The 23,074-nt window shown below is 63.0% G+C and carries 23 protein-coding genes; 10 read left to right on the top strand and 13 right to left on the bottom strand.

The features are described 5' to 3' along the window. Positions 1 to 40: 40 nt before the first annotated feature. Positions 41 to 931 carry a DMT family transporter gene (locus tag DJ563_RS01030; RefSeq protein WP_434518673.1) on the top strand — a complete coding sequence of 297 codons (891 nt, stop codon included), beginning with the start codon at positions 41 to 43 and terminating at the stop codon, positions 929 to 931. Here the strand turns inward: DJ563_RS01030 and DJ563_RS01025 are convergent, their stop codons facing one another. Continuing rightward, positions 932 to 1,213 (bottom strand): SelT/SelW/SelH family protein, encoded by a 282-nt coding sequence (locus DJ563_RS01025; protein WP_156310953.1) that lies wholly within the window; start codon positions 1,211 to 1,213, stop codon positions 932 to 934. Between the two features lie 67 nt (positions 1,214 to 1,280). On the opposite strand from DJ563_RS01025, the gene DJ563_RS01020 reads away from it, so the two are divergent. Next, positions 1,281 to 3,467: a patatin-like phospholipase family protein gene (locus tag DJ563_RS01020; RefSeq protein WP_274098742.1), complete on the top strand. Its 2,187-nt coding sequence runs from the start codon at positions 1,281 to 1,283 to the stop codon at positions 3,465 to 3,467. Between the two features lie 30 nt (positions 3,468 to 3,497). On the opposite strand, the gene DJ563_RS01015 is transcribed toward DJ563_RS01020, so the two are convergent. Continuing rightward, positions 3,498 to 3,935 (bottom strand): MarR family transcriptional regulator, encoded by a 438-nt coding sequence (locus DJ563_RS01015; RefSeq protein ID WP_033699619.1) that lies wholly within the window; start codon positions 3,933 to 3,935, stop codon positions 3,498 to 3,500. 150 nt (positions 3,936 to 4,085) lie between these two features. Beyond that, positions 4,086 to 6,230 (bottom strand): DNA helicase RecQ, encoded by a 2,145-nt coding sequence (gene recQ / locus DJ563_RS01010; RefSeq protein WP_033699621.1) that lies wholly within the window; start codon positions 6,228 to 6,230, stop codon positions 4,086 to 4,088. Between the two features lie 246 nt (positions 6,231 to 6,476). Between recQ and DJ563_RS01005 the strand changes: the two genes are divergently transcribed. The 3 genes from DJ563_RS01005 (at position 6,477) to DJ563_RS00995 (ending at position 9,187) form a co-directional block, all read left to right on the top strand. Beyond that, entirely contained in the window at positions 6,477 to 7,064 is a 588-nt protein-coding gene (locus DJ563_RS01005; protein ID WP_033699623.1) for a YecA family protein, read from the top strand. 7 nt (positions 7,065 to 7,071) lie between these two features. Then, the gene (locus DJ563_RS01000; RefSeq protein WP_033699624.1) at positions 7,072 to 7,437 is read left to right on the top strand and encodes a YbaN family protein; all 366 of its coding nucleotides are present in this window, start codon (positions 7,072 to 7,074) and stop codon (positions 7,435 to 7,437) included. Between the two features lie 376 nt (positions 7,438 to 7,813). Continuing rightward, positions 7,814 to 9,187 (top strand): TolC family outer membrane protein, encoded by a 1,374-nt coding sequence (locus DJ563_RS00995; protein ID WP_033699626.1) that lies wholly within the window; start codon positions 7,814 to 7,816, stop codon positions 9,185 to 9,187. An 18-nt stretch (positions 9,188 to 9,205) separates the two neighbouring features. Here the strand turns inward: DJ563_RS00995 and DJ563_RS00990 are convergent, their stop codons facing one another. The 3 genes from DJ563_RS00990 to DJ563_RS00980 form a co-directional block, all read right to left on the bottom strand. Next, on the bottom strand, positions 9,206 to 9,805 hold the full coding sequence (locus DJ563_RS00990; RefSeq protein ID WP_434518672.1) for a tRNA-uridine aminocarboxypropyltransferase: 600 nt from the start codon (positions 9,803 to 9,805) through the stop codon (positions 9,206 to 9,208). A gap of 53 nt (positions 9,806 to 9,858) precedes the next feature. After that, positions 9,859 to 11,424 (bottom strand): methyl-accepting chemotaxis protein, encoded by a 1,566-nt coding sequence (locus DJ563_RS00985; protein ID WP_274098741.1) that lies wholly within the window; start codon positions 11,422 to 11,424, stop codon positions 9,859 to 9,861. A 135-nt stretch (positions 11,425 to 11,559) separates the two neighbouring features. Then, the gene (locus DJ563_RS00980) at positions 11,560 to 12,453 is read right to left on the bottom strand and encodes a LysR family transcriptional regulator (RefSeq protein ID WP_033699632.1); all 894 of its coding nucleotides are present in this window, start codon (positions 12,451 to 12,453) and stop codon (positions 11,560 to 11,562) included. A 224-nt stretch (positions 12,454 to 12,677) separates the two neighbouring features. Here DJ563_RS00980 and speB point away from each other — a divergent pair, with 224 nt between their 5' ends. Both speB and DJ563_RS00970 read left to right on the top strand, forming a co-directional pair. Continuing rightward, positions 12,678 to 13,628, top strand: a complete 951-nt coding sequence (gene speB / locus DJ563_RS00975; protein WP_027593127.1) for an agmatinase — start codon at positions 12,678 to 12,680, stop codon at positions 13,626 to 13,628. A 159-nt stretch (positions 13,629 to 13,787) separates the two neighbouring features. After that, complete coding sequence (locus DJ563_RS00970) at positions 13,788 to 15,167, top strand: sodium:solute symporter (protein WP_434518671.1); 1,380 nt, start codon at positions 13,788 to 13,790, stop codon at positions 15,165 to 15,167. Between the two features lie 77 nt (positions 15,168 to 15,244). Here DJ563_RS00970 and DJ563_RS00965 read toward each other — a convergent pair whose 3' ends face one another. Further along, complete coding sequence (locus DJ563_RS00965; protein ID WP_256214945.1) at positions 15,245 to 15,373, bottom strand: PA1414 family protein; 129 nt, start codon at positions 15,371 to 15,373, stop codon at positions 15,245 to 15,247. Between the two features lie 125 nt (positions 15,374 to 15,498). Beyond that, positions 15,499 to 16,392: a putrescine utilization regulator PtrR gene (gene ptrR, locus DJ563_RS00960; RefSeq protein WP_033699637.1), complete on the bottom strand. Its 894-nt coding sequence runs from the start codon at positions 16,390 to 16,392 to the stop codon at positions 15,499 to 15,501. Between the two features lie 105 nt (positions 16,393 to 16,497). Here ptrR and DJ563_RS00955 point away from each other — a divergent pair, with 105 nt between their 5' ends. Beyond that, positions 16,498 to 17,679, top strand: a complete 1,182-nt coding sequence (locus tag DJ563_RS00955; protein WP_434518670.1) for an MFS transporter — start codon at positions 16,498 to 16,500, stop codon at positions 17,677 to 17,679. A gap of 9 nt (positions 17,680 to 17,688) precedes the next feature. Here DJ563_RS00955 and DJ563_RS00950 read toward each other — a convergent pair whose 3' ends face one another. The 4 genes from DJ563_RS00950 to DJ563_RS00935 all read right to left on the bottom strand — a co-directional run bounded on the left by DJ563_RS00950 (position 17,689) and on the right by DJ563_RS00935 (position 19,704). Continuing rightward, positions 17,689 to 18,615, bottom strand: coding sequence for a DMT family transporter (locus DJ563_RS00950; protein WP_186663941.1), 927 nt, complete (start codon positions 18,613 to 18,615; stop codon positions 17,689 to 17,691). A 106-nt stretch (positions 18,616 to 18,721) separates the two neighbouring features. Continuing rightward, positions 18,722 to 19,117, bottom strand: coding sequence for a transcriptional regulator (locus DJ563_RS00945; protein WP_033699644.1), 396 nt, complete (start codon positions 19,115 to 19,117; stop codon positions 18,722 to 18,724). Positions 19,118 to 19,193: 76 nt separating this feature from the next. Next, entirely contained in the window at positions 19,194 to 19,448 is a 255-nt protein-coding gene (locus DJ563_RS00940) for a BrnA antitoxin family protein (RefSeq protein ID WP_047583465.1), read from the bottom strand. Beyond that, entirely contained in the window at positions 19,426 to 19,704 is a 279-nt protein-coding gene (locus tag DJ563_RS00935; RefSeq protein WP_047583466.1) for a BrnT family toxin, read from the bottom strand. Before DJ563_RS00935 ends, DJ563_RS00940 begins: the two co-directional genes overlap by 23 nt. A 246-nt stretch (positions 19,705 to 19,950) precedes the next feature. Between DJ563_RS00935 and DJ563_RS00930 the strand changes: the two genes are divergently transcribed. Continuing rightward, positions 19,951 to 20,223, top strand: a complete 273-nt coding sequence (locus DJ563_RS00930) for a hypothetical protein (RefSeq protein ID WP_033699650.1) — start codon at positions 19,951 to 19,953, stop codon at positions 20,221 to 20,223. 54 nt (positions 20,224 to 20,277) lie between these two features. Here DJ563_RS00930 and DJ563_RS00925 read toward each other — a convergent pair whose 3' ends face one another. Continuing rightward, positions 20,278 to 21,639, bottom strand: a complete 1,362-nt coding sequence (locus tag DJ563_RS00925) for a DEAD/DEAH box helicase (protein WP_033699652.1) — start codon at positions 21,637 to 21,639, stop codon at positions 20,278 to 20,280. Between the two features lie 104 nt (positions 21,640 to 21,743). On the opposite strand from DJ563_RS00925, the gene DJ563_RS00920 reads away from it, so the two are divergent. Further along, the gene (locus DJ563_RS00920) at positions 21,744 to 23,045 is read left to right on the top strand and encodes a mechanosensitive ion channel family protein (RefSeq protein ID WP_434518669.1); all 1,302 of its coding nucleotides are present in this window, start codon (positions 21,744 to 21,746) and stop codon (positions 23,043 to 23,045) included. The last annotated feature ends 29 nt before the right edge of the window (positions 23,046 to 23,074 follow it).

Here is a 23,074-nt window from a genome sequence, read left to right as displayed (position 1 = left end):
GAAGGGCCAGTGCTGACATGCTCTTGCTCAAGGACCCACCATGAACCACCGCACTGCCCTAGGCGCCCTGCACATCGGCGCGCTGTTTTTCGGCCTCACCGGGGTGTTTGGCAAACTCGCCGCCAGCGCCAGCCCGGCGATCATCGTCTTCGGCCGCGCGGCCTTCGCCGTCATCGCCCTGGCGCTGTTCGCCCAGTTTGCCAGCAAGGGCTGGCACCGGCTGACGGGCCCGGATGTGCGCCGCTTGCTGCTGGGCGGGGTACTGCTGGCGGGTCACTGGGTCAGCTTCTTCATTGCCGTCAAGGTCGGCGGTGTGGCCATCGCCACCCTGGGCTTTGCCAGCTTCCCGGCCTTTACCGTGATCCTCGAAGGGGTGCTGTTCCGCGAACGCATCCGCCGCAACGAAGCCGTGCTGGTCGTGCTGGTGTGCATCGGCCTGGTGCTGGTCACCCCGGCATTCGACCTGGCCAGCCAAGCTACTGGGGGCCTGCTCTGGGCGCTGCTGTCGGGGCTGTTGTTCTCGCTGCTGTCGCTGACCAACCGCGCCGGCTCCGGGCGCTTGCCAGCGGTGCAGGCCGCGCTGTGGCAAAACCTGGTGGTCAGCCTCTGCCTGTTGCCGTTCGCGGCGTCGGGGCTGGCAGCGGTGACGCCGATGGACTGGGTGTGGATCGCCCTGCTCGGCATCTTCTGCACCGGCGTGGCCCACAGCTTGTTCGTCGCCAGCCTGGCCGTGATCAAGGCGCGTACCGCCGCCGTGGTGTTCGGTATGGAGCCGGTGTATGGCATCGCCGTGGCCTGGGCGGTGTTCGCCGAGACCCCTACCGTGCGCATGCTGCTGGGGGGCGCGCTGATCATTTTCGCCATCGTGCTGTCCAGCCGCCTGGCTGCCGAACAACCCGCCAAGCCCCGGCCTTTGGCAGAGGGTACGTAGTCAGCGGTCGTTGTGGCCCAGGTCGCGCTGCGGGTCGATCTGGTCGCGTACCCGCTGTTTGAGCACCTTGGCCTCCGGGAACCCACCGTCGGCCTTGCGCTCCCAGATCTGCACGCCATTGCAGGTGATGCGGAAGATGCCACCGGTGCCAGGCTCCAACGCCACCCGGCCGAGGTCGTCGGCAAAGGTACTGAGCAGCTCCTGAGCCAACCAGGCGGCGCGCAGCAACCACTGGCACTGGGTGCAATAAATGATGACGATTTCCGGCTTGCTGATGGCCATGGTGAAGCATCTCCAGGTAAGGGGCCGCTTATACTAGCGGTCTTTCGCCCACGGTTTGAGACTCACGATGCGCCGTTTGCTGTTCTGTTTGTTGTCGATATTCGTTGCTGTCACGGCACATGCCGCCGAACAGGCTCGGCCCAAGGTCGGCTTGGTGCTGTCTGGCGGCGCGGCCCGTGGCCTGGCCCATATCGGCGTGCTCAAGGCCCTGGAGGAACAGGGCGTGCGCATCGACGCCATCGCCGGCACCAGCATGGGCGCGGTGATCGGCGGGCTGTACGCCTCCGGCTACAGTGTCGAAGAACTGGAAAAGCTGGCCACCACCCTGGATTGGCAGCAAGCGCTGTCCGACGCGCCCCCGCGCAAGGACATCCCCTTCCGCCGTAAGCAGGACGACCGCGACTTTCTGGTCAAGCAGAAGCTGAGCTTTCGCGACGACGGCAGCCTGGGCTTGCCCCTGGGCGTGATTCAGGGCCAGAACCTGTCACTGCTGCTTGAAAGCAAATTGGCCCACACCGCCGACACCCGCGACTTCGACAAGCTGCCGATCCCTTTCCGTGCGGTGGCCACCGACATCGCCAGTGGCGAAAAGGTGGTGTTCCGCCGCGGCCACCTGCCCCAGGTAATCCGCGCCAGCATGTCGATCCCTGCCGTGTTCGCCCCGGTCGAGCTGGATGGCCGGCTGTTGGTGGATGGCGGCATGGTCGACAACATTCCGCTGGACGTGGCCCGCGACATGGGGGTGGACCTGGCCATCGTGGTCGACATCGGCACGCCACTGCGTGACCGCAAGCAACTGGCCACGGTGGTCGATGTGCTGAACCAGTCGATCACCCTGATGACCCGGCGCAACTCCGAAGAGCAGCTGGCCAGCCTGCACCGTGATGACATCCTGGTCCAACCACCGCTGGCCGCGTTTGGCGTGACCGACTTCGGCCGGGCCCACGACATGATCGAAGCCGGCTACCGTGCCACGCGCTTGCTCGACCCGCGTCTGGCGGCGTTGCGCCAGCCCGAAGGTGACAGCAGCCTGGCCATTGCCCGCTCGCCGCACCAACGCACCCCGGTGATTACCGCCATCAGGGTAGAGAACGACTCCAAGGTCAGCGACGACGTGATCCGCTCCTATATCCGCCAGCCGATCAATGCGCCGCTGGAGCTGGACCGCCTGCAGACCGACATGGGCACGCTGTATGGCCTGGACTACTTTGACCGGGTGCAATACCGCGTGGTGCACAAGGGCGCCGACAACACGCTGGTGATCAATGCCCGTGGCAGACGCGGCGGCACCGACTACCTGCGCCTGGGGCTTAACCTGTCGGACGACCTGCGCGGCGACAGTGCCTTCAACCTCGGCGCCAGCTACCGGGTCAACGGCATCAACAGCCTGGGCGCCGAATGGTTGACCCGCGCGCAGATCGGCGACCAGCAGGAGCTCTACAGCGAGTTCTACCAACCACTGGACGTAGGCTCGCGCTTCTTCATAGCCCCCTACCTGGACGTGGGCTCGCGCAACATCGAGGCGACCCTGGACAACGACCCGGTCGCAGAGTACCGCCTGGAGCGCTACGGTTTCGGCCTGAATGTGGGCCGGCAGATCGGCACCTACGGCGAGGTGCGACTGGGTGCGGGCAAGGCCTGGGGCGAAGCCGAAGTACGCATCGGCGACCAGGACCTGCCCAAGGTCAGCTTCAATGAAGGCTTCTACGAGCTCAAGTACTCGTTCGACACCCTCGACAACGTGTACTTCCCGCACAGTGGCGAAGACATCGGCCTGACCTTGCGCAAGTACGACAAATCGCTCGATTCCGACGAGGACTATCGCCAGTGGCTGTTCAGCCTGGACAAGGCCATCAGCAGTGGCCCGAACACCTGGGTGCTGGGCGGGCGCTACGGGCGCACGCTGGATGAAACGGAGGTGGTGACGTCGAGCTTCGTGATGGGCGGCGCACGGGAGCTGTCAGGGTTCCGCCAGGACTCGGTGTCGGGGCAGAACGTCAGCTTGCTGCGCATGGTCTATTACCGCCGCCTGACCCCACGGGCCTACGTGCCACTGGACTTCCCGCTGTATATCGGCGGGTCGCTGGAGCGTGGCCGGGCGTGGAACAACGACAACGAATTTGACAGTGGCTATATCAATGCCGCTAGCATCTTCCTGGGGATGGAGACGCCGCTGGGGCCGCTGAACCTGAGCTACGGGGCCAACAGCGCACATGAGCAGGCGGTGTACCTGAACCTGGGGCATACGTTCTGAAACGTGGGGCCGCTGTGCGGCCCCCAGGAATCAGGGCTTTTCGAGGTTGCCGAGGATTTTCGCATGCACGCGCATGCACACCTCCAGGTCCGCTTCATCCACGCCGGTGAACAGCTCAAGCCGCAATGCATTGGCAATGGTCTCGATCTGTTCGATCAGCGGCTTGGCCGGTGGGCACAGCAGGATTTTCTTCGCCCGCCGATCTTCAAGCACCGCTTGGCGCCGCACCAGGCCCTGCGCCTCGAGGCTGTCGAGCAAGCGTGCCAAGGTCGGGCCTTCGACCCCAACGCTCTGGGCCAATTCACGCTGAGTGGGGGCCTCCTCGAAACGGGCCAGGTGCAGCAACACCAGCCAGCGCGCCTGGGACAGGTTGAGCCCGGCCAGGCGGCGATCCAGCTCGGCACGCCAACCCCGGGACATCTGGGCCAGCTGCATGCCGAAGCGGTGTTGGTTGTCGGTCAGGGGCATAAGCAACTCATTGGATAGATCTAATTATTAGGCAGCTAACCATGACCCGGACCACGTGGCAAGGCTCGGGCACTTGCCAGTGTCCGATAATCGTCAAAAAACATGACAAAGGTCAGCAGTTGGCGGGTCTGGCCTCGAACCTTGTCGCGCTCAGAGCTCGAACTCCGCCGCCAACGCCGCGCGCACGCAATACAGCACACCTTCAGGTATGCGCGACCCGAACAGCGGCGCGATGGTCGATACCGGCGGCAGTTCGCCCTCCCCGTCAAGGAAGGCGTCCTGCACCTCCGCCAGCAAGTCTTCTGGCAGGTCGATGGCTTGATCAAGGCTCAGCTCCTGGCGGCCGAGCGCCTCGGCCAGCAGGCTGTAGACGTTCTTTTCACTGCAATTGAGTTGCCCGGCGATCTGCGCCGGGGTCATCCCCGCGCGTGCCAGGCTGACCAGCTCGTGACGCAGGTCCAGCACCACTTTCGGTGCCTCGTCAGTGCCACCACTGTTATTGAGCACCTCAAGGAACGCCTGGCCATAGCGCTCAAGCTTGCGCGCGCCCACACCGCTGACCTGGGCCATGTCGCTGAGGCTGGCCGGTTGGCTGCGCAGCATCTCGAGCAGCGTCGAATCAGGGAAGATGACGTAAGGCGGCACACTGTGCTCCTCGGCCAGCTTGCGCCGCAGGGTACGCAGTGCTTCCCACAGCTCGCGCTCTTCGGCACGCACCAACTGGCTGGCCGGGCTGCCGCCGCCAGAGGCGCTCTTGGCCACGGTCTGCGGCTTGAGGTCACGGCGCAGCTGCAGGTTCACCTCGCCGCGCAGCAGCGGCCGGCAGCTGTCGGAGAGGCGCAAGCCGCCGTAGCCTTCCAGGTCGATATCCACCAGGCCGCGCGCGACCAACTGGCGGAACAACGAGCGCCACTCGGCTTCGGCCAGCGACTTGCCGACACCGAACACCGAAAGCTTCTCGTGGCCGAAATTGCGCACCTTCTCGGTGTCCTTGCCCAGCAACACATCGACCAGGTGCCCGACCCCATAGCGCTGGCCGGTACGAAACACCGCCGACAGCGCCTGGCGAGCCGGCTCCGTAGCGTCCCAGGTCTGTACCTGGTCGATGCAGTTGTCGCAATGCCCGCAGGGCTGCTCCAGGGTTTCGTCGAAGTAGGCCAGCAGCGACTGGCGCCGGCAGCGGGTTTCTTCACACAAGGCCAGCATGGCATCGAGCTTGTGCTGCTCGATGCGCTTGTGGCGCTCGTCGCCTTCAGAGTTTTGCAACATCTGCTTGAGCATCACCATGTCCTGCAGGCCGTAGGCCATCCAGGCATCGGACGGCAAGCCGTCACGGCCCGCACGGCCAGTTTCCTGGTAGTAGGCCTCGAGCGACTTGGGCAGGTCGAGGTGGGCGACAAAGCGCACGTTGGGCTTGTCGATGCCCATGCCGAAGGCGATGGTGGCGACCATGATCAGCCCTTCCTCGTTGAGGAAGCGGTGCTGGTTGGCAGACCGCGTCTCGGCCGCCAGGCCGGCGTGGTAAGGCAGCGCCGGGAAGCCTTGATCGCAGAGAAAAGCAGCGGTCTCGTCGACCTTCTTGCGCGACAGGCAGTAGACGATGCCTGCGTTGCCACGACGCTCGCCGAGGAAGGCCATCAGCTGCTTGCGCGGCGCTTCCTTGGGCACGATGCGGTAGAAGATGTTCGGCCGGTCGAAACTGGAAAGGAAACGCTCGGCGCCCTGCAGGTGCAGGCGCTGGACGATCTCTTCGCGGGTGCGCATGTCGGCGGTGGCGGTCAGGGCGATGCGCGGCACATGCGGGAACAGCTCGGCCAACTGGCCCAGCTGCAGGTATTCCGGGCGGAAGTCATGGCCCCATTGCGACACGCAGTGGGCCTCGTCGATGGCGAACAGCGAGACGTCCAGCTCGCGCAAGAAATCGAGCATGCGCGGCTGCACCAGGCGCTCGGGCGCCAGGTACAGCATCTTCAGCTCACCGCGGCGCATGCGCCCGGCCAGCTCACGTTGCTGCTCGGCGTTCAGGGTGGAGTTCAGCGCGGCCGCAGCCACCCCAAGCTCATCGAGCGTGGCGACCTGGTCGTCCATCAGCGCGATCAGCGGCGAAACCACCACCGTGAGGCCGGGGCGCAACAGCCCAGGCACCTGGAAACACAGCGACTTGCCGCCGCCGGTGGGCATCAGTACCAGCGCATCGCCGCCGTTGGCCACGCATTCGATGATTGCTGCCTGGCGCCCACGGAAACTGTCGTAGCCGAAGATATCCTTGAGAACGCGCTGAGCCTGTTCGAGCATGTGCAACTCCACAAATCGCCGTACCATCCTGGATACAGGCTGGACGAAAAACCCGCCCCGCACACGCCGAATGCGTAAGCGGTTTTTGCCAGACGGCCGCAACAGCCCGCCCCTGGATGAAAAATCGCGGATTATACCCCAGTGCCAACCCCCGCAGGAGGCTGTGGTGACAGACGTTCCCTTTGCCCTGCTTTCGCCGCAAGATGCTAGAATTCGTTATCGTTTATTCCCCAAGGTAGCCCTGTAATGTCCTTCGCCGAGCAACTCACCCGCCTGCAAGCCTTCCTCGACGCCGACGAGCTGCACGAAGAAGCGCTGGACTACGTCGCCGCCCACGGCTACCTCACGGCACTTTCAATCAATGCCGAGGACGTTCCCGAGCGCGAGTGGATCGACGCCCTGTTCGCCGAAGAGCCGCACTACGCCAGCGATGCCCAGCGCACCGAGATCGAAGCGACCCTGGTGGCGCTCAAAGCTCACATCGCCCGCCAACTGGCCAGCGACGAAGAGTTCGACCTGCCATGCGACCTGGACCTGACCGACGAGCCGGACGATTCCGACCTGCGCGGCTGGTGCATCGGTTTCATGGAGGGCGTGTTCCTGCGTGAAGAGGCCTGGTTCGAGAGCGCCGAGGAAGAAGTCAGCGAGATGCTGCTGCCGATCATGGTCGGTTCGGGCCTGTTCGACGAACAGCCAGAGTTTGCCGACATCGCCAGCAATGCCAACCTGCAGGACGACATGATCGTGCAGATCCCAGAGGCACTGAGCGCGCTGTTCCTGCTGCTGCACGCCCCTGACGAGAAGCCGGCGCTGCTCAAGCCACGCCACCACTGAGTCGGCTGTGCGCTACCTGCTGCTGGCCATCGGCTGGCTCAGCGTCGCGCTGGGGGTGCTGGGGATATTCCTGCCGGTGTTGCCCACCACCCCTTTTCTGCTACTGGCGGCAGCCTGCTTTGCCCGCAGCTCGCCGCGCTTTCATCACTGGCTGGTCCATCACCCGAAGCTCGGGCCGTGGATCCGCGATTACCTCAGTGGCGAAGGCATCCCCCTCAAAGGCAAGGTATACGCCATCGGCCTGATGTGGGCCAGCATCGGCCTGTCGTGCTACCTGGTACCGCTGTTCTGGGCACGCGCCTTCATGCTCACCAGTGCGGTACTGGTGAGCCTGTATATCCTCAAGCAGAAGACCCTGCACAGACCACGCTGAACGCGGCGCGCCAGTAAAGGCACCCTCGCAGGGCGTGCCGTGGCTGTCGAAAAGCACAGATAGTCAATTTTTTGTCGCCAAATATCTATTTCGCCTATCCAGGCTTTTTTTTAGCTACAAAAGTTCTGGAACTCTCTGTAAACCTTGAAAAACGAGACTTTCAGCAGCTTTCAATTTCGCTGCTGTGGATCAGCGCCCAGCCCCTCTTAGACCATATAAGTCAAATAACAGTAATGGTTATGAGAAAATCTTCTTACGACTTTGATTGAATGTTCTTAGCTCTGTTGTTAAAAACCTGACACGATTTGCAGGATAACTATATCGTCATTTTTTTGGCGACAAGCAGGACTTATTTTAGGATCAGGGAGAGGTACCCATGCGCGTTTTGAACCCCATCACCAGTGCATTACTGTTGGCCATGGCGTGTGCCAACGTACAGGCGATGTCGATTACCGAGGCTGTCCAGAGCGCCGTGGATTACCATCCGCAGATCAGCTCCAACCGCAACAGCAAGCTGTCCGCTGATGAAGACGTGAAATTCGCGCGTGGCGGCTACTACCCTTCCGTGGACCTGGTTGCAGGTTATGGTCGTCAGCGTTCGGACAACCTCAACACCCGCGGCACCAATGCCGACGGTACGCGCAGCCACGACAAGGCCACCCTCAGCTACACCCAGTCGGAACTGCGCCTGCGCCAGATGCTGTTCGACGGCTTCAACACTTCGAACGAAGTAGGCCGCACCGAGGCGGTCGCCACCTCGCGCGCCTACTACACCCAGGCTGTCGCCCAGGATGTTGCCCTGCGCGCGGTAGAGGTGTACCTGGAAGTACTCAAGCGCCGTGAGCTGGTGACGCTGGCCAAGAACAACCTGCAAGCGCACCTGCGGGTCAACGATCAGATCGGCCTGCGCACCGAGCGCGGCGTCGGCAGCACCGCCGACCTCGATCAGTCCCGCGCCCGTCGTGCACTGGCAGAAAACAACCTGGACACCGCCGAAGTCGACCTGGCCGATGCCGAGGCCAACTTCTTCAGCGTCATCGGCCGACAGCCCGATGAACTGGAGGGGCCGCAATCGATCAAGGTGGAGATCCCCGGCACCCTCGACGATGCCCGTGAAGGCATGCGCCAGAACAACCCGTACATCAAGTCTGCCCAGGCCGACGTCAATGCTGCCGAGCAGCAGTACGAAGTGGCCAAGTCGACCTTCTACCCACGCCTGGACGCAATACTGGCCACCGGCGCCAACAACAACCTCGGCGGCGAGAAAGGCCACAGCAACAACGACTGGCAGGCCGGTGTCGAGCTCAACTACAACGTGTTCCGCGGCGGCAGCGACAAGGCCCGCCTGCAGTCCGATGCCCACAAGATCAACCAGGCACTGGACATTCGCAACAACGCCCTGCGCGAGCTGACCGAGAACCTGAGCCTGGCCTGGAACGCCATGAACAACGCGCGCAAGCAGACCCCGACCGCGCGTGAATACGCCGAGACCACCAAACGTGTACGTGCTGCCTACCAGGACCAGTTCGGCCTTGGCCAGCGTACCCTGCTCGACGTGCTCGACAGTGAGAACGAGCTGTACAACGCCGACCGCCGTTACACCGAAGTGCGCTACACCGAGGAGTTTTCGATGTACCGGGTACTGGCAACCATGGGTGAGCTGCTGAGCAAGCAACGTATCTCGCTGCCGCCGGAAGCCATTGCCAGCAATGAGGTGAAGACCGAAGCCAGGCTGCCTGACATGCGCTGAGCGCAAGCCTCAGAGCGCCTATGAAGGGCCGTGATTGCGCTGGAAGGTCTCGGCGCCCATGGCCTTTATCTGCCCCTCGATCAGCGCGTCGAACGGTTTGAGCAGCGCGTCAAAGCTGACTGGCTGCTCCAGCACGTTCAGCGCCTCGACCACCGCCTCCAGGGTCGACAACGCCCCCGCCTCCGGCGCCTTGCGCAGCCGGTAGCGCGAAGGCGCAACCGCGCCCAGCGTCACCCGCGGCAATGCCGCAAGCATTGGGTTCAGGTACAGCAGCTTGCGGGCCTTGCGCCAGGTACCGTCGGGTACGATCAACAGCAACGGCTGGTCATCCACTTCGGTATAAGCCGTCAGCACCTGGGCTTGATCGCCCGGGAACAGCAACGCGGCACGGTAACCGGGCGTGGCAAGCAGCTCATCCAGGCCATCGAACACCTCCCCGAGCCGCAGCTCGGCATTATTCAGCCCCAGGGCCGCCAGGCGCGCGGTATTCAGGGCATGGGCGGTTTCACTGGGGTGCTGCAGCAGGACGATACGGGTGCGGCTGGCGAGCGAGGGGATCAGTGGGCATAGGCAGTGGTCAAGCGGGCGCTGGCAGCGCTCGCAGCGGGGTCTGGGCATAGGGCTCTCCTTACCGGGCGCAGTGTGCCACAGCTTGTTCGAAATCCCCTGCCTCAGCGGTTGAAGCGCTCAGCCAGGCTGTGCAGGTATTCGGCCATACGCTCCAGGTCCTGGCTGATTTGCGCACCCTGCCTGGCCTGCCCCGCGCTCTGATCACACAGGTGTGCAATCCTCACGATCTGCTGGTTGATATCCTCGGCAACATGACTTTGCTGCTCCGAAGCCGTCGCCATCTGCTGGCTCATGCCGGTAATGCGGCTGACCGCCTGGGCGATACCGGCCAACGCCACTTGCACCGCCTCGACACTGTGCACGCTGTCGCGCGAAATCTGCTCGCCGCGGGTGGCGGTACTCACTGCCCGCTCTGCCCCCACCCGCAACGAGGCGATGATCTGATGAATCTCTTCGGTCGAGGCACGGGTGCGCTGGGCCAACGAACGCACCTCATCAGCCACCACGGCAAACCCGCGCCCCTGCTCACCGGCCCGCGCGGCCTCGATGGCGGCATTGAGCGCCAGCAGGTTGGTCTGGTCGGCAATCGAAGTGATCGTGTCGACCACGCTGCCAATCGACTGGGTCTGCTCGGCCAGCGCATTGACTGCCTGGCCGATATCATTCACCGCATCGCTCATGCTCCCCATCGCCTTCAGGCTCTGCTGGGCCAACTCGCTGCCATGCTGGGCCAACTGGTCGGCATCGCCTGCGGCATGGGCGGTGCTTTGCACGTTGTGGGTGACCTCCTGGATGGTCGCCGCCATCTGCGCGATCGCCGTGGCGGACTGGTCGGTTTCGCTGCGCTGGCGGTCAAGCATCTGCGCCTGGGCGTCTGACAGGTCGGCCGACTGCGCCGCACGTGACTTGACCCCGACTCCGGCATCCACCAGGCGGGTCAAGGCGGTTTGCAAGCGCGCCTCTTCACTGATGATGGCCAGGTCCAGCTGGCCTTGCAGCCCCGGGTTGTCGCTGTAGGTCAACGCCACCAACGGGCTGGTGAAGGCTTTCGGGTGCTCGTCCAGGGTGCGCCGGATGGCCTGGTTCTGCCGGTGCTCGATCAGGTACCAGGCCAGCAGCAGGCTGGCCATCAATACCCCCAGCGCCGCATACGGCGGCAACCACAGATAACCTGCGGCCGACAGCAGGCCTGCGCCAATCAGCGGCCAGCCGTGGCCCAGCTGATGCCCTAGCCGCGCGGCCCAGGGTACCGCTGAGCGGCCGGCACGCAGGCGCGCGTAAAGCGCTTCGGCACGGCGAATCTGCTCGCGCGTCGGCACCGAGCGTACCGACTCGTAGCCGCTGACCCGCCCTTGCTCATACACCGGGGTGACGTAGGCGCTGACCCAGTAGTAATCGCCGTTTTTGGCGCGGTTCTTGACCACGCCCATCCAGGGTTTGCCTTGCTTGATGGTGTCCCACATGTGGCCGAAGACGGCCGGGGGCATGTCGGGGTGACGCACCAGGTTGTGGGGCTGGCCGACCAGTTCGTCGTAGGTGAACCCGCTGATCGCCACGAAGGCGTCATTGCAGTAGGTGATGCGACTGTTGAGATCCGTCGTGGAGATCAGGCGTTGATCGCTGGAGAAGGTTCTTTCGTGCTCAGTGACGGGCAAATTCATGCGCATCTCGGGCGATCCTTGCAGGATGAAGAGGGGGAAATCATCAGCGCAAGTTGATATTTAGCAGAGCGCTATCAGGTTAGCGGTCCAGTTTTGTAGGAATTGAGCCCGTCCCGACGGAATGCATGAACACACTGTGCATCAGCCGACGTTGAGTTGGCTTTTAAGCAGGTCGCGGAAGGTCTGAATCAACGGTTCGCGGCTACGGCCGCGGCGAACGATCAGCGAAAATGGCGCCTGATAGCCGAAGGTAGACGGCGACAAGACGCGCAGGTCGCCCTTGTCCACCCATGCCTGGGCGTAGTGCTCTGGCAGGTAGCCGATGTAGGCACCCGACAGGATCAGAATCAGCTGCGCCTCCATGCTCTCCACGGTCGCCGCGCTGTGCTTGAAGCCGTGCCGGGCCAGTTCTGCCTGGCTCCAGTAGCCGCGCCCGACCATGCGCTGCTGGGTCACCACCTGCTCGGGGATGCGCCGCTCGGCGAACAACGGGTGGCGGCTGCTGCAGTACAGCCAGTGCTGCTCACGGTACAGGGGCTGATAGACCAGGCCACTCATGCGCGACGAAAACGCCCCGATGGCCAGGTCGAGGCGGTTGTCCTGCACCCCCAATTGCAGCTCGTAGGGGCTGGACACCGACAGGTGCAGGTGAACCCCCGGGTGCTCCTGGCTATAGGCACCGATGGCTTCGGCCAGCGGCAGCGCGCGGTCACCCACGGTCGAGTCGATCACCCCCAGGTTGAGCGTGCCCCGCAGCTCGCCCTTGAGCGCCGCGGCATATTGCTCGAAGCCATCCAGCTCGGCCAGCAGGCGCAGGCTCTCCTGGTGGAACAGTTCACCTTTGCTGGTCAGGCTGAAACCGCCGCGCCCACGGTGACACAGGACAATCCCCAGCCCGCCCTCCAGCTGGCTCATGTAGGTGCTGATGGCCGACGTCGACAGGTTCAGCTCGCGCTGGGCGTTGGCGAAGCCCTGGTGGCGCACCACGCTGACGAAGATGCGCAGCAGTTTCAGATCGGGCAGGGTCGAGGCCATGGTGCAACGGTTCCGCAAAGTTAATGGCGGGAAGTCTAACCGGTTGCGCTGGCATTAGTTCAGAAATTCCTGAAGTAAGTATTTGCCGGTAGCGATTCTTCCCGGGCACTACCTTGCGCAAACTCGGCCGAAATGTCCTGCCCGCCGGCACAACCAAAGCAAACAGGCGCGCCGCGGCACAGGTTCGAACAAACACAACAATCGACCGACTGATGAGGCCCACCGTGGACAAGACTCTCCACCAACCACTGGGCGGCAACGAAATGCCGCGTTTCGGCGGCATCGCCACCATGCTCCGCCTCCCCCACCTGCAAAGCGCCGCCGGCCTGGACGCCGCGTTCATCGGCGTGCCGCTGGACATCGGCACCTCCCTGCGCTCCGGCACCCGCTTCGGCCCACGGCAGATCCGCGCCGAATCGGTGATGATCCGCCCGTACAACATGGCCACCGGTGCTGCGCCGTTCGACTCGCTGTCGGTAGCCGACATCGGTGACGTGGCCATCAACACCTTCAACCTGCTCGACGCCGTGCGCATCATCGAAGAAGCCTACGACGAGATCGTCGAGCACAACGTCATCCCGATGACCCTGGGTGGCGACCACACCATCACCCTGCCAATCCTGCGTGCCCTGCATAAAAAGCACGGCAAGATCGGCCTGGTGCATATCGATGCCCACGCCGACGTCAACGACCACATGTTCGGCGAGAAGATCGCCCACGGCACCACCTTCCGCCGCGCTGTGGAAGAAGGCCTGCTCGATTGCGACCGCGTGGTACAGATCGGCCTGCGCGCCCAAGGCTATACCGCCGACGACTTCAACTGGAGCCGTCGCCAGGGCTTTCGCGTAGTCCAGGCCGAGGAATGCTGGCACAAATCGCTGGAACCGCTGATGGCCGAAGTACGCGAAAAGGTCGGCGGTGGCCCGGTTTACCTGTCGTTCGATATCGACGGCATCGACCCTGCCTGGGCACCGGGCACCGGCACGCCGGAAATTGGGGGCTTGACCACGATCCAGGCTATGGAGATCATTCGCGGCTGCCACGGCCTGGACCTGATCGGCTGTGACCTTGTCGAAGTCTCCCCGCCTTACGACACCACCGGTAACACCTCGCTGCTCGGCGCCAACCTGCTGTTCGAAATGCTCTGCGTGCTACCCGGCGTGGTGCGTCGCTGAACCAGGCCTGCGCCGCGCCAACCGCGATACCCGCTATACCCTGGCAGGAGCCATGAGGGAGGGCCATTGAGGCCCGTCAACACAAGACAAGACCGCCAGGCGCCGTAAGGTGCCCGGGCGGTCGATCTCGCCATAATAAAGATAATCGGGAGACTCCCAATGGCCTTGGACATCATTGTTGTAATGATCTATACCGCCGGCATGCTCGGGCTTGGCTGGTATGGCATGCGGCGTGCGAAAACCCACGAAGACTACCTGGTGGCCGGACGCAACCTCGGCCCCACCCTGTACATGGGCACCATGGCCACCACCGTGCTGGGCGGCGCGTCCACCGTCGGCACCGTGCGCCTGGGCTATGTCCACGGCATTTCGGGCTTCTGGCTGTGCGCTGCGCTGGGCCTGGGCATCATCGCCCTCAACCTGTTCCTCGCCAAACCGCTGCTGCGCCTGCGCATCTTCACCGTGACCCAGGTGCTGGAGCGTCGGTACAACCCTATGGCACGCCAGGCCAGTGCAGCGATCATGCTGGCCTATGCGCTGATGATCGGCGTCACCTCGACCCTGGCCATGGCAACCGTGCTGCAGGTGCTGCTGGAATTGCCGTTCTGGATGTCGTTGCTGCTCGGCGGTGGCGTGGTGGTGCTGTACTCGACCATCGGCGGCATGTGGTCGCTGACCCTGACCGACATCGTCCAGTTCGTCATCAAGACCGTCGGCCTGATGTTCATCCTGCTGCCAGTCTGCCTGTACAAGGCCGGCGGCTGGGACAGCCTGGTGGCCAAGCTGCCAGCGTCTAGCTTCCAGCTGACCAGCATCGGCTGGGACACCATCATCACCTACTTCCTGATCTACTTCTTCGGCATCCTCATCGGCCAGGACATCTGGCAGCGGGTGTTCACCGCCCGTGACGAGAAGGTCTGCCAGCGCGCCGGTACCACCGCAGGTGTGTACTGCGTGGTGTACGGCCTGGCTTGCGCCCTGATCGGCATGGCTGCACACGTGCTGATGCCAGACCTGGCCAACCCGAACAATGCCTTTGCCGAGATGATCAAGAGCACCCTGCCCGATGGCATCCGCGGCCTGCTGATGGCGGCGGCCCTGGCAGCCATGATGTCCACCGCCAGCGCCGGCCTGCTGGCCGCGTCCACCACCCTGACCGAAGACCTGCTGCCCAAGCTGCGTGGCGGCAAGCAATCGAGCCTGGGCATCAGCCGCCTGTTCACCTTGCTCACCGGCCTTGTGGTGCTGGGTATCGCCCTGGTGGTGAACGATGTGATCAACGCCCTGACCCTGGCCTACAACCTGCTGGTCGGCGGCATGCTGATCCCGCTGATCGGTGCGATCTTCTGGAAGCGCGCAACCACCGCAGGCGCAATCGCCAGCATGTCGCTGGGCTTCGCCACCGCGCTGTTGTTCATGTTCAAGGATGGGTTGGAAGCCAACACGCCGATCTACTACAGCCTGACGATCGGCCTGGTGAGCTTTGTGGGGATCAGCCTGATGACGCGTAAATCGGTGGCAGCGATGAAGCTGGCCTGATAGCCGATACGCGCCTAGATAACACCCAGCAACAAAAAGGCCGCCGCATCAGCCATGATGCGGCGGCCTTTTTCATTTCAGCGACGACGCGGCTGGCGCTTGCGCTGCTCTTCGTCAGTCGGGATCGGCACCGGCTGCAAGGGTGGTGGTATCAGCCCCAGTGCGACAGCCAAGTCGTGGAGCCAGTTGAACAGTGGTTTCTTCATAGTGCCCCCTTTGACGGGTCAGCCTCACGGTCAATCAATCCAGTCATGTTTCATACAGATCATAGCCCGATGTCCTGTATTGCGCATGTATCTGTTCCTAGAGATAGGGGCCATTTTGACGCGGATCAAGGGGAAACGCCGCATTCCGACGACTGGCTAATCGTTTCGCTTTGTTGCAGATCGATCCACGCCTGCAAATTCGCCCCTCGCATCCCCTGGCGCCACATCAACCAAGTCACCGCCTGATCAAACGGCGCCTGCAGGCGATGAACCCGCACCCGGTCACGCCCTGGCAGGCTGTCGAGCATGGACTGCGCCATCATCGCCACGCCGGCGCCGGCGATGACGCAGGCCAGCATGCTCTGGTAGGACTCGATCTCCATCACCCGCCCCATCGGCGTATGCGCGTGGGCATACCAAGCTTCAAGGCGCATGCGGTACGAGCAGCCCTGGCGGAAGGTGAACACCGCCTTGCCTGCCACGTCTTTTGCCGTGTGCACGGGCGGGTGCTCAGGGCTGGTGATCAACACCAGTTGCTCTTCGCACAGTGGCACGCCATCCAGCCCGGCCAGGCTCGGCGGGCCATCCACCAGGGCCGCGTCCAGGCCATGGCTGAGCAAACCCTCGAACAACTCGCCGCTGGGCGCCGCGCGCACCTGCAGGTTCACCGCCGGGTACGCCTGGTGGTAACGCGCCAACAAGGCCGGCAGGTGGGTCGCTGCAGTGCTGTACATGGTGCCCAGCACAAACTCCCCGGCCGGCTGGCCACCCTGCACGGCCGCCATCGCCTCGTCACGCAGGGCCGACAGGCGATTGGCGTAGTCCAGCAACACCTTGCCCGCAGGTGACAGCTGCAGGCGCTGGCGCTCGCGCAAAAACAGCTCGACGCCCAGTTGGTCTTCGAGCTGGCGCAGGCGCGTCGACAGGTTCGAGGGCACTCGATGCAAGCGCTCGGCGGCGCGGGTCACCGAGCCTTCCTCGGCAACCGCCTGGAAGATGCGCAGTTGGCTGAACTCCATACCATTCTCCAAAACAGAACAACTTCATCATCATTATTCAATTTTATTGAAGATAAAAGCCCCTTAACCTGCCAGCCATCGCTTACCCCGTGCAGGAGTCCTTCCATGTCACCGCTCATACAACTGCTGGCCAGCGCCGTGGCGCTGATGATGGCCATGGGCATAGGCCGCTTTGCCCTGACCCCGCAACTGCCGCAATTGATCGCTGAAGGCCAGTTCGACCTCACGGCCGCCGGGTTGGTCGCAGCAGCCAATTACCTGGGCTACTTCCTGGGTGCAGTGGATGCCATGTTCGCCCGCACCCCTGTCCAGGTGCGCCTGCGCCTGCATGGCGGGCTGTGGCTGTGCGTGCTGTTGACCCTGGCCTCTGGGGCCGCCGATGGCTTCTGGAGCCACCTGCTGCTGCGTTTCGGCACTGGCGTGGCCAGCGCCTGGGTACTGGTGATGATCACCAGCCTCAGCCAGCAGGTCGCCAATGCACACCAGCGCCAGCGCCTGGGCGCGCTGGTGTTCGCAGGGCCCGGGGTGGGTATCGCCGTTAGCGGACTGTTGGCGCTGGGTGCGCATGTGCTGGGGCTGGGATCGGCTGCGCTCTGGCTGATCTATGCCACCGCCGCGCTGCTAATGCTGCTGGCAGTAAGGCCTTGGTTGCCACGGCCGCAGGCGCCGGCAGTGATCCCGGCCACTGTGCAGCCAGGTACAAGGCACGGTGCCGGTATTGGGCGCCTTGGGCTGGTATATGCCTTGTACGGCGTCGGTTACATCCTGCCGGCCACCTTCTTGTCACAGATGGCCAACCAGCAGTTTCAGGGACAATGGCTGGCCGACCTGTTCTGGCCTGCGTTTGGCGTGGCGGCAGCGCTGGGCGTGGTGCTGGTGAGCCTGCGCCGGGGCGGCCGGACCTCTGCCTGGCTGACCGCCACCCTATGGCTGCAAGGGCTGGGCGTGCTGGCTTGCTTGTGGGGCGGCGGCCTTGGCCTGGCCTTGGGCGTGGTGCTGTGCGGTGCGCCGTTCCTGGCCTGCATGCAGCTGGTGATGCAGCGTTCGCGGGAGCTGGCGCCGCAGGCGACGCAGCGTAATGCCGGGCTGCTTACTGCGTGCTTTGCGCTCGGGCAACTGAGCGGGCCGTTGCTGGCGGCCGTCAGCAACCACTACACGGGGAGTTTGCAGCCCGCATTGCTGCTGGCCGCCAGTGGTCTGGCAATGGCCGGGCTGCTGGTGCTGGCTGGCGCCCAAGCCCATCGCACCTGCCCTGCCCAACACTCGGCGGATGCGCGCTCGGTGTAGGTGCAACCATCACCCCACCCACTTACGCAATTGCTGCTTTACCCAGGGCTCGGCACTCACCAGCACCACCCCAAGCAAAACCATCACTGCGCCGAGTACGAAGTTCACGCTCAGTGGCTCATCCAGCAGCAGCACTCCGAACGTCACGCCGAACAACGGCGTGATGAACGAAAACACAGCCAGGTTCGACGCCAGGTATTTGCGCAATAGCCAGAACCAGGTCAGATAGCTGACAAACGACACCACGATCCCTTGGAACAGCACACTGCCAATGGCCAACGGCGTCAGCGACACCGCCCCGATCTGGCCACTGAGCAAGGCAATCAGCAGCAACCCGGCAAAACCGACGGCCAGCTGATAGAACAAGGTCAAGGTCGCTGGCGCTTCCGACAATCGCGAACAGCGCACCACCACCGTCGTCGCGCCCCAGGCCAACCCTGCCACGACGCCGAAGGCATCGCCCAGCAAGGTGCGGCTGTCCATCTGCTCGAACGACATACCGCCGGCAAATGCCGTGGCGATCCCCCCGAACGCCAGCAAGATCCCCAACCACTGCAGCAGGCGCAGCCGCTCGCTGGGCAGCATGAAGTGCAGGCCCAAGGCAGTAAACACGGGTGCCGTATACAGGAACACAGACATGTGCGCTGCCGACGTCAGCTTCAGCCCCTCGGCGATGAACAGAAACTCCACGCCGAACAGCCCGCCGGCCAACAACCCGGCGCGCCAGGTAGTGCCCACCTGCTCCCAACCACCGCGCCAGCAGATCATCAGGCCCACAAGCACTGCAGCGATGCAGTTACGCAGGGCGGCCTGCATCACCGGTGCGATGTCGACGGCGGCCGTCTTGATCAGCACCTGCTGGCAGCCCCAGATCAGGCACAGCCCCAGCATGACCTGGAAAGCAAAGGCGTCGGGGTTCTTCCGGGCCGCGCTCATGAGCGGGCCTTAGGGGTAGTCAATGGCATGGGCGTCAACTCGGCAGTCATCAAGAATTACCGATTATCGGTTTTCCTTGGCCACCCGTGCCACCCTCAAAACGACCTCAAGCAATCTGCGCCTTGGAGGACACCTGCTCAAAGGTTGCCTCATCCAGCGCGTCTTCCTGCTCTTCAAGCACTTGGCGGGGGTGCTCGAAGCCAGGGATGCTGCTGTCGATCAGGCTCAACAGGCGTGATCCGCGCTCGGTAAGGACAAAGTTTTCACCGTTGCCACCGTCTTCTGCGGGCCGGGTTTCGATGAAGCCGCGCTCGAAAAGCAGCTTTTCATACTCGCAAGCGCGGGTCTTCAGGTGGTCAAGGTCGCCCACCGGCTGGCCTTTGGCGGCCAACGCTGCGGCATGCTGCTCGGCATAGGGGCGTGGCGTGAAGCTGTGACCGGCGCTGTTCTGGGCTTCATGCAGCAAGCGCTCGATCAGGTCCCAGTCGTAGGTGATGCTCATGGCGGCAGGCTCCTGCTGTGGACGGTAGGGGTACACAGGGTGGACCTGCCGGAGCGCGGCTGCGTTCAGAAAGATATCAGCGCTGTCTTTGCTGAGCCTGCATGTATTGGCGCAACAACTGATTGATACGGGTCTGATACCCAGCCCCCTGCTCCTTGAACCAGGCGAGGACATCAGAGTCCAGGCGAATGGTCACGGTCTGCTTGGCGGGGACCCGCAATTCGGCCTGGCGAAAGAAGTCCTGATCCAGCTCGGCGATATCAGACGTGTCGATGTCCTTGTCTTCCTGCCGAGCCAAACGGCCCCAATCAGTTCTCGAAGTTTTGGTCATAGTGTTTGGCCTCCCATTTGGTGGCTTTGCGGGCAGAGATGATGCGTATTACCTCGCCCCGCTTCTCCGTATACACAACAACGCCTATCAAAGCCTTGAGCCAGCCCAGGCACACCCAGCGCTCTTCACCGCATGCCACGTCTTCATCCTGTCGCGCCAGCATAGGATGATTGAACATGTCCGGTACATCTGCGAAGTCGATACCGTGTTTACGGATGTTGATTTCATTTTTGGCTTCGTCCCACTCAAAGAACATGGGATGCCCTGTATTTACAGCTGTACATACGATACCCCCTCTTTTCGGCCAAGACTAGCGATATGGCACAGCCCTCATCAAGGGTGCCTTGGCTGTTTGAGAGCGATTCAGAAAGGGACTACTGCCAAACAGGAAACCGCGTAAATCGGTAGCCATTACGCAGTTGCAGGCCACCTGTCGCAGACGCTGAACTTACCAGCGGCCAGCACGCTCCATCAGGCATAGCCGACGCGAGAGGTAAGAAGGATGAAACCGCTGCTAAGCATTGCCTGCGCCACCGCCCTGCTCTGCGCCCTACCCGCCTGGGCCTGCACACCGGAAGAGGCCACGCAGAAGCGTGAAGAACTGGCCGGCCTGGTCAGCCAGCTCACTGAGCAAAACCCGCAAAAGGCCAAGGAAATCAATGATGAGCTCCAAGGGATGGAGCTAGGGACGGCGAGCAAGGACTTGCCCGACAAATGCCAGTTGATCGATACACGGATCAAGGAACTGAAGACAGCTGAGAAAAAAGCTGACTGATGCGAGGTTGTGAAGCCCTATCGCCGGCAAGCCGACGATAGGGCACAAGTCGATTTACTCAGCTGCAGGCTGACGCTTTCTCAGCGGAGCCATGCCGTCGGAACTGGCCAGTGGCGCGTTGGCCTTTGGCTTGGCGGTTGGCTTGCGCTTGGCGGCAGCCTTCTTGTCACCCGACTTCTTCTCGACCTTTTTCTTCTTGGTCCCGGCAGCCTTGCCCGAGGCCTTGACCTTTTTCGGCCCGTTGTAGGTACCTTTGACTTCCTTGATAACCCGGCGCTCGAACTGCTGCTTGAGGTAGCGTTCGATGCTCGACATCAAGTTCCAGTCGTTGTGGGTGATCAACGAGATGGCCAGGCCTTCGCCCCCGGCACGGCCGGTACGGCCAATGCGGTGCACGTACTCGTCGCCACTGCGCGGCATGTCGAAGTTGATCACCAGGTCCAGGCCGTCGATGTCCAGGCCACGGGCCGCCACGTCGGTCGCCACCAGCACCTTGGAGCTGCCCTGCTTGAAGCGGTCGATGGCCAGCTTGCGGTCTTTCTGGTCCTTTTCACCGTGCAGTACGAAGACCTTGACGTCCTTGGCCACCAGGTGACCATAGATGCGGTCTGCCAGGGCACGGGTGTTGGTGAAGATGATCGCCTTCTGGTAGGTCTCGTTTTCGAGCAACCACTGGACGATCTTCTCTTTGTGCTGGTCGTGGTCAGCCATGATGATCTGCTGACGCGTGCCCTCGGCCAGTTGCGAGACGCTGTTGAGCATCAGGTGCTCAGGGTCTTTCAACACCTTGCCGATGATGTCGCGCAATGCCGCGCCACCGGTGGTGGCGGAGAACAGCAGGGTCTGCTCGCGGTTCTCGCACTCCTTGCACAGGCGCTCCATGTCTTCGGCAAAGCCCATGTCGAGCATGCGGTCGGCTTCGTCGAGGATCATCACTTTGACATGGGACAGGTCCAGGTTGCCGGCATTGAGCTGTTCGAGCAGACGGCCCGGGGTGCCGATCAGCACGTCCGGCACCTTGCGCAGCATGGCGGCCTGTTCCTTGAAATCTTCACCGCCGGTGACCAGGCCAGCCTTGATGTAGGTGAACTGGGAGAACAGCTGCACCTGCTTGAGGGTCTGCTGCGCCAGCTCGCGCGTAGGCAGCAGGATCAGCGCGCGGATTTCCACGCGTGGGCCGCTCAGGTCGACCAGGCGGTTGAGCATCGGCAGGACGAATGCCGCGGTCTTGCCGCTGCCGGTCTGCGCGGTCACACGCAAGTCACGCCCTTGCAGGGCCAGGGGGATGGCCGCTGCCTGCACCGGGGTCGGCTCGACAAATTTAAGCTCGGCCACGGCTTTAAGCAGGCGTTCGTGCAGGGCGAATTGGGAAAACACGGAGGTAACCTCAGGCAAGTGCGGGAAATTCAGTTGCATAGGGTAACGTTTTCTGCCGCCATAGCCGAATTTCTTTTGGCAACTTTATCGGCTTCCGCGCTCTAATGGCGCTTCGTTTGGCAATACAGACCGCTCACAACCCCATGGATATCCAACGAATCTGGCGTGACTCCCTCGACCTCTGGGGCACCCTCGACCAACATCCCATGCTCCACGCCGCCATCGGCCTGGCCGTCCTGCTGCTGATTTCACTGGTGGTCGGCCGCCTGGCGCGTTTCCTGATGCTGCACGGCACTCGCCTGCTGGCACGCCAACAGGCGCTGAAATGGCTGGATGACCTGCGCCACAATAAAGTCCTGCACCGGCTGGCCCAGACCACACCGTCGCTGGTGCTGCAGTTTGGCCTGAAACTGGTGCCGGAGCTGTCCGACACGGCGCAGCACTTCCTTGGCAACGTCGCCCTGGCCTTCACCCTGCTGTTCATGACCATGGCCCTGTCGTGCCTGCTCGATGCCCTGCTCGACATCTACGCCCGCACCGAGCACGCCCGCACCCGCTCGATCAAGGGCTATGTGCAACTGGCCAAGATGATGCTGTGGATTTTTGCCTCCATCGTCATCGTCGCCACCCTGATCGACCGCTCGCCATTGCTGCTGCTGTCGGGCCTGGGTGCCATGTCGGCGGTGCTGCTGTTGGTCTACAAGGACACGCTGCTGTCGTTCGTGGCCAGCGTGCAACTGACCAGCAACGACATGCTGCATGTGGGTGACTGGATCGAAATGCCCCAGGTGGGCGCCGACGGTGACGTGGTGGACATCACCTTGCATACAGTGAAGGTGCAGAACTTCGACAAGACCATCGTCTCGATCCCGACCTGGCGCTTGATGAGCGAGTCGTTCCGCAACTACCGCGGCATGCAGCAGTCGGGTGGCCGGCGCATCAAGCGCAGCCTGTTCATCGACGCCGCGGGTGTGCGCTTCCTCACCCGCGAAGAGGAGCAGCGCCTCACCCAGGTGCGCCTGCTGGGCGACTACCTGGCCAGCAAGCGCCAGGAACTGCAAACCTGGAACGAAGCCCTGGGGCCGGTGGCCGAGCTGTCCGCCAACCGGCGCAAGCTGACCAACATCGGCACCTTCCGCGCCTTTGCCCTGGCTTACCTGAAGAACCACCCCAACGTGCATCAAGGCATGACTTGCATGGTTCGCCAGATGCAGACTACCGCCGAAGGCGTGCCGCTGGAGATCTACTGCTTCACCACGACCACGGTGTGGGCGGAGTATGAGCGGATCCAGGGGGATATCTTCGATTACCTGTTGGCGGTATTGCCGGAGTTCGGGTTGAGCTTGTACCAGCAGCCTAGCGGCAATGACATGCGGGCGGGGTTGGCGGGGCGACTGCCAGCTGAGCCTGTGCCGCATCGTCTGGAAGACCTGAGCGAGGCTTGAGGCTGACGGGGCCGCTTTGCGGCCCATCG

Origin of the sequence: Pseudomonas sp. NFX1 (assembly GCF_051123555.1) — a bacterium.
GTDB classification, from domain to species: Bacteria; Pseudomonadota; Gammaproteobacteria; order Pseudomonadales; family Pseudomonadaceae; genus Aquipseudomonas; species Aquipseudomonas capeferrum.
This window is presented reverse-complemented; position numbering and strand designations above follow the sequence as displayed.

Excerpts from the sequence above, each read along its gene's own strand:
- DJ563_RS00925 (WP_033699652.1), bottom strand. The coding sequence starts at position 21,639 with ATGCAACTGAATTTCCCGCACTTGCCTGAGGTTACCTCCGTGTTTTCC.
- DJ563_RS00945 (WP_033699644.1), bottom strand. The coding sequence starts at position 19,117 with ATGAGCATCACCTACGACTGGGACCTGATCGAGCGCTTGCTGCATGAA.
- DJ563_RS00920 (WP_434518669.1), top strand. The coding sequence starts at position 21,744 with ATGGATATCCAACGAATCTGGCGTGACTCCCTCGACCTCTGGGGCACC.
- DJ563_RS01020 (WP_274098742.1), top strand. The coding sequence starts at position 1,281 with ATGCGCCGTTTGCTGTTCTGTTTGTTGTCGATATTCGTTGCTGTCACG.
- ptrR (WP_033699637.1), bottom strand. The coding sequence starts at position 16,392 with ATGGAGTTCAGCCAACTGCGCATCTTCCAGGCGGTTGCCGAGGAAGGC.
- DJ563_RS00950 (WP_186663941.1), bottom strand. The coding sequence starts at position 18,615 with ATGAGCGCGGCCCGGAAGAACCCCGACGCCTTTGCTTTCCAGGTCATG.
- DJ563_RS00955 (WP_434518670.1), top strand. The coding sequence starts at position 16,498 with ATGTCACCGCTCATACAACTGCTGGCCAGCGCCGTGGCGCTGATGATG.
- DJ563_RS00980 (WP_033699632.1), bottom strand. The coding sequence starts at position 12,453 with ATGGCCTCGACCCTGCCCGATCTGAAACTGCTGCGCATCTTCGTCAGC.
- DJ563_RS01030 (WP_434518673.1), top strand. The coding sequence starts at position 41 with ATGAACCACCGCACTGCCCTAGGCGCCCTGCACATCGGCGCGCTGTTT.
- DJ563_RS00930 (WP_033699650.1), top strand. The coding sequence starts at position 19,951 with ATGAAACCGCTGCTAAGCATTGCCTGCGCCACCGCCCTGCTCTGCGCC.
- DJ563_RS01005 (WP_033699623.1), top strand. The coding sequence starts at position 6,477 with ATGTCCTTCGCCGAGCAACTCACCCGCCTGCAAGCCTTCCTCGACGCC.
- DJ563_RS00970 (WP_434518671.1), top strand. The coding sequence starts at position 13,788 with ATGGCCTTGGACATCATTGTTGTAATGATCTATACCGCCGGCATGCTC.
- DJ563_RS01015 (WP_033699619.1), bottom strand. The coding sequence starts at position 3,935 with ATGCCCCTGACCGACAACCAACACCGCTTCGGCATGCAGCTGGCCCAG.
- DJ563_RS00935 (WP_047583466.1), bottom strand. The coding sequence starts at position 19,704 with ATGTTCTTTGAGTGGGACGAAGCCAAAAATGAAATCAACATCCGTAAA.
- DJ563_RS01025 (WP_156310953.1), bottom strand. The coding sequence starts at position 1,213 with ATGGCCATCAGCAAGCCGGAAATCGTCATCATTTATTGCACCCAGTGC.
- recQ (WP_033699621.1), bottom strand. The coding sequence starts at position 6,230 with ATGCTCGAACAGGCTCAGCGCGTTCTCAAGGATATCTTCGGCTACGAC.
- DJ563_RS00985 (WP_274098741.1), bottom strand. The coding sequence starts at position 11,424 with ATGCGCATGAATTTGCCCGTCACTGAGCACGAAAGAACCTTCTCCAGC.
- DJ563_RS00965 (WP_256214945.1), bottom strand. The coding sequence starts at position 15,373 with ATGAAGAAACCACTGTTCAACTGGCTCCACGACTTGGCTGTCGCACTG.
- DJ563_RS00990 (WP_434518672.1), bottom strand. The coding sequence starts at position 9,805 with ATGCCCAGACCCCGCTGCGAGCGCTGCCAGCGCCCGCTTGACCACTGC.
- DJ563_RS00940 (WP_047583465.1), bottom strand. The coding sequence starts at position 19,448 with ATGACCAAAACTTCGAGAACTGATTGGGGCCGTTTGGCTCGGCAGGAA.
- DJ563_RS00995 (WP_033699626.1), top strand. The coding sequence starts at position 7,814 with ATGCGCGTTTTGAACCCCATCACCAGTGCATTACTGTTGGCCATGGCG.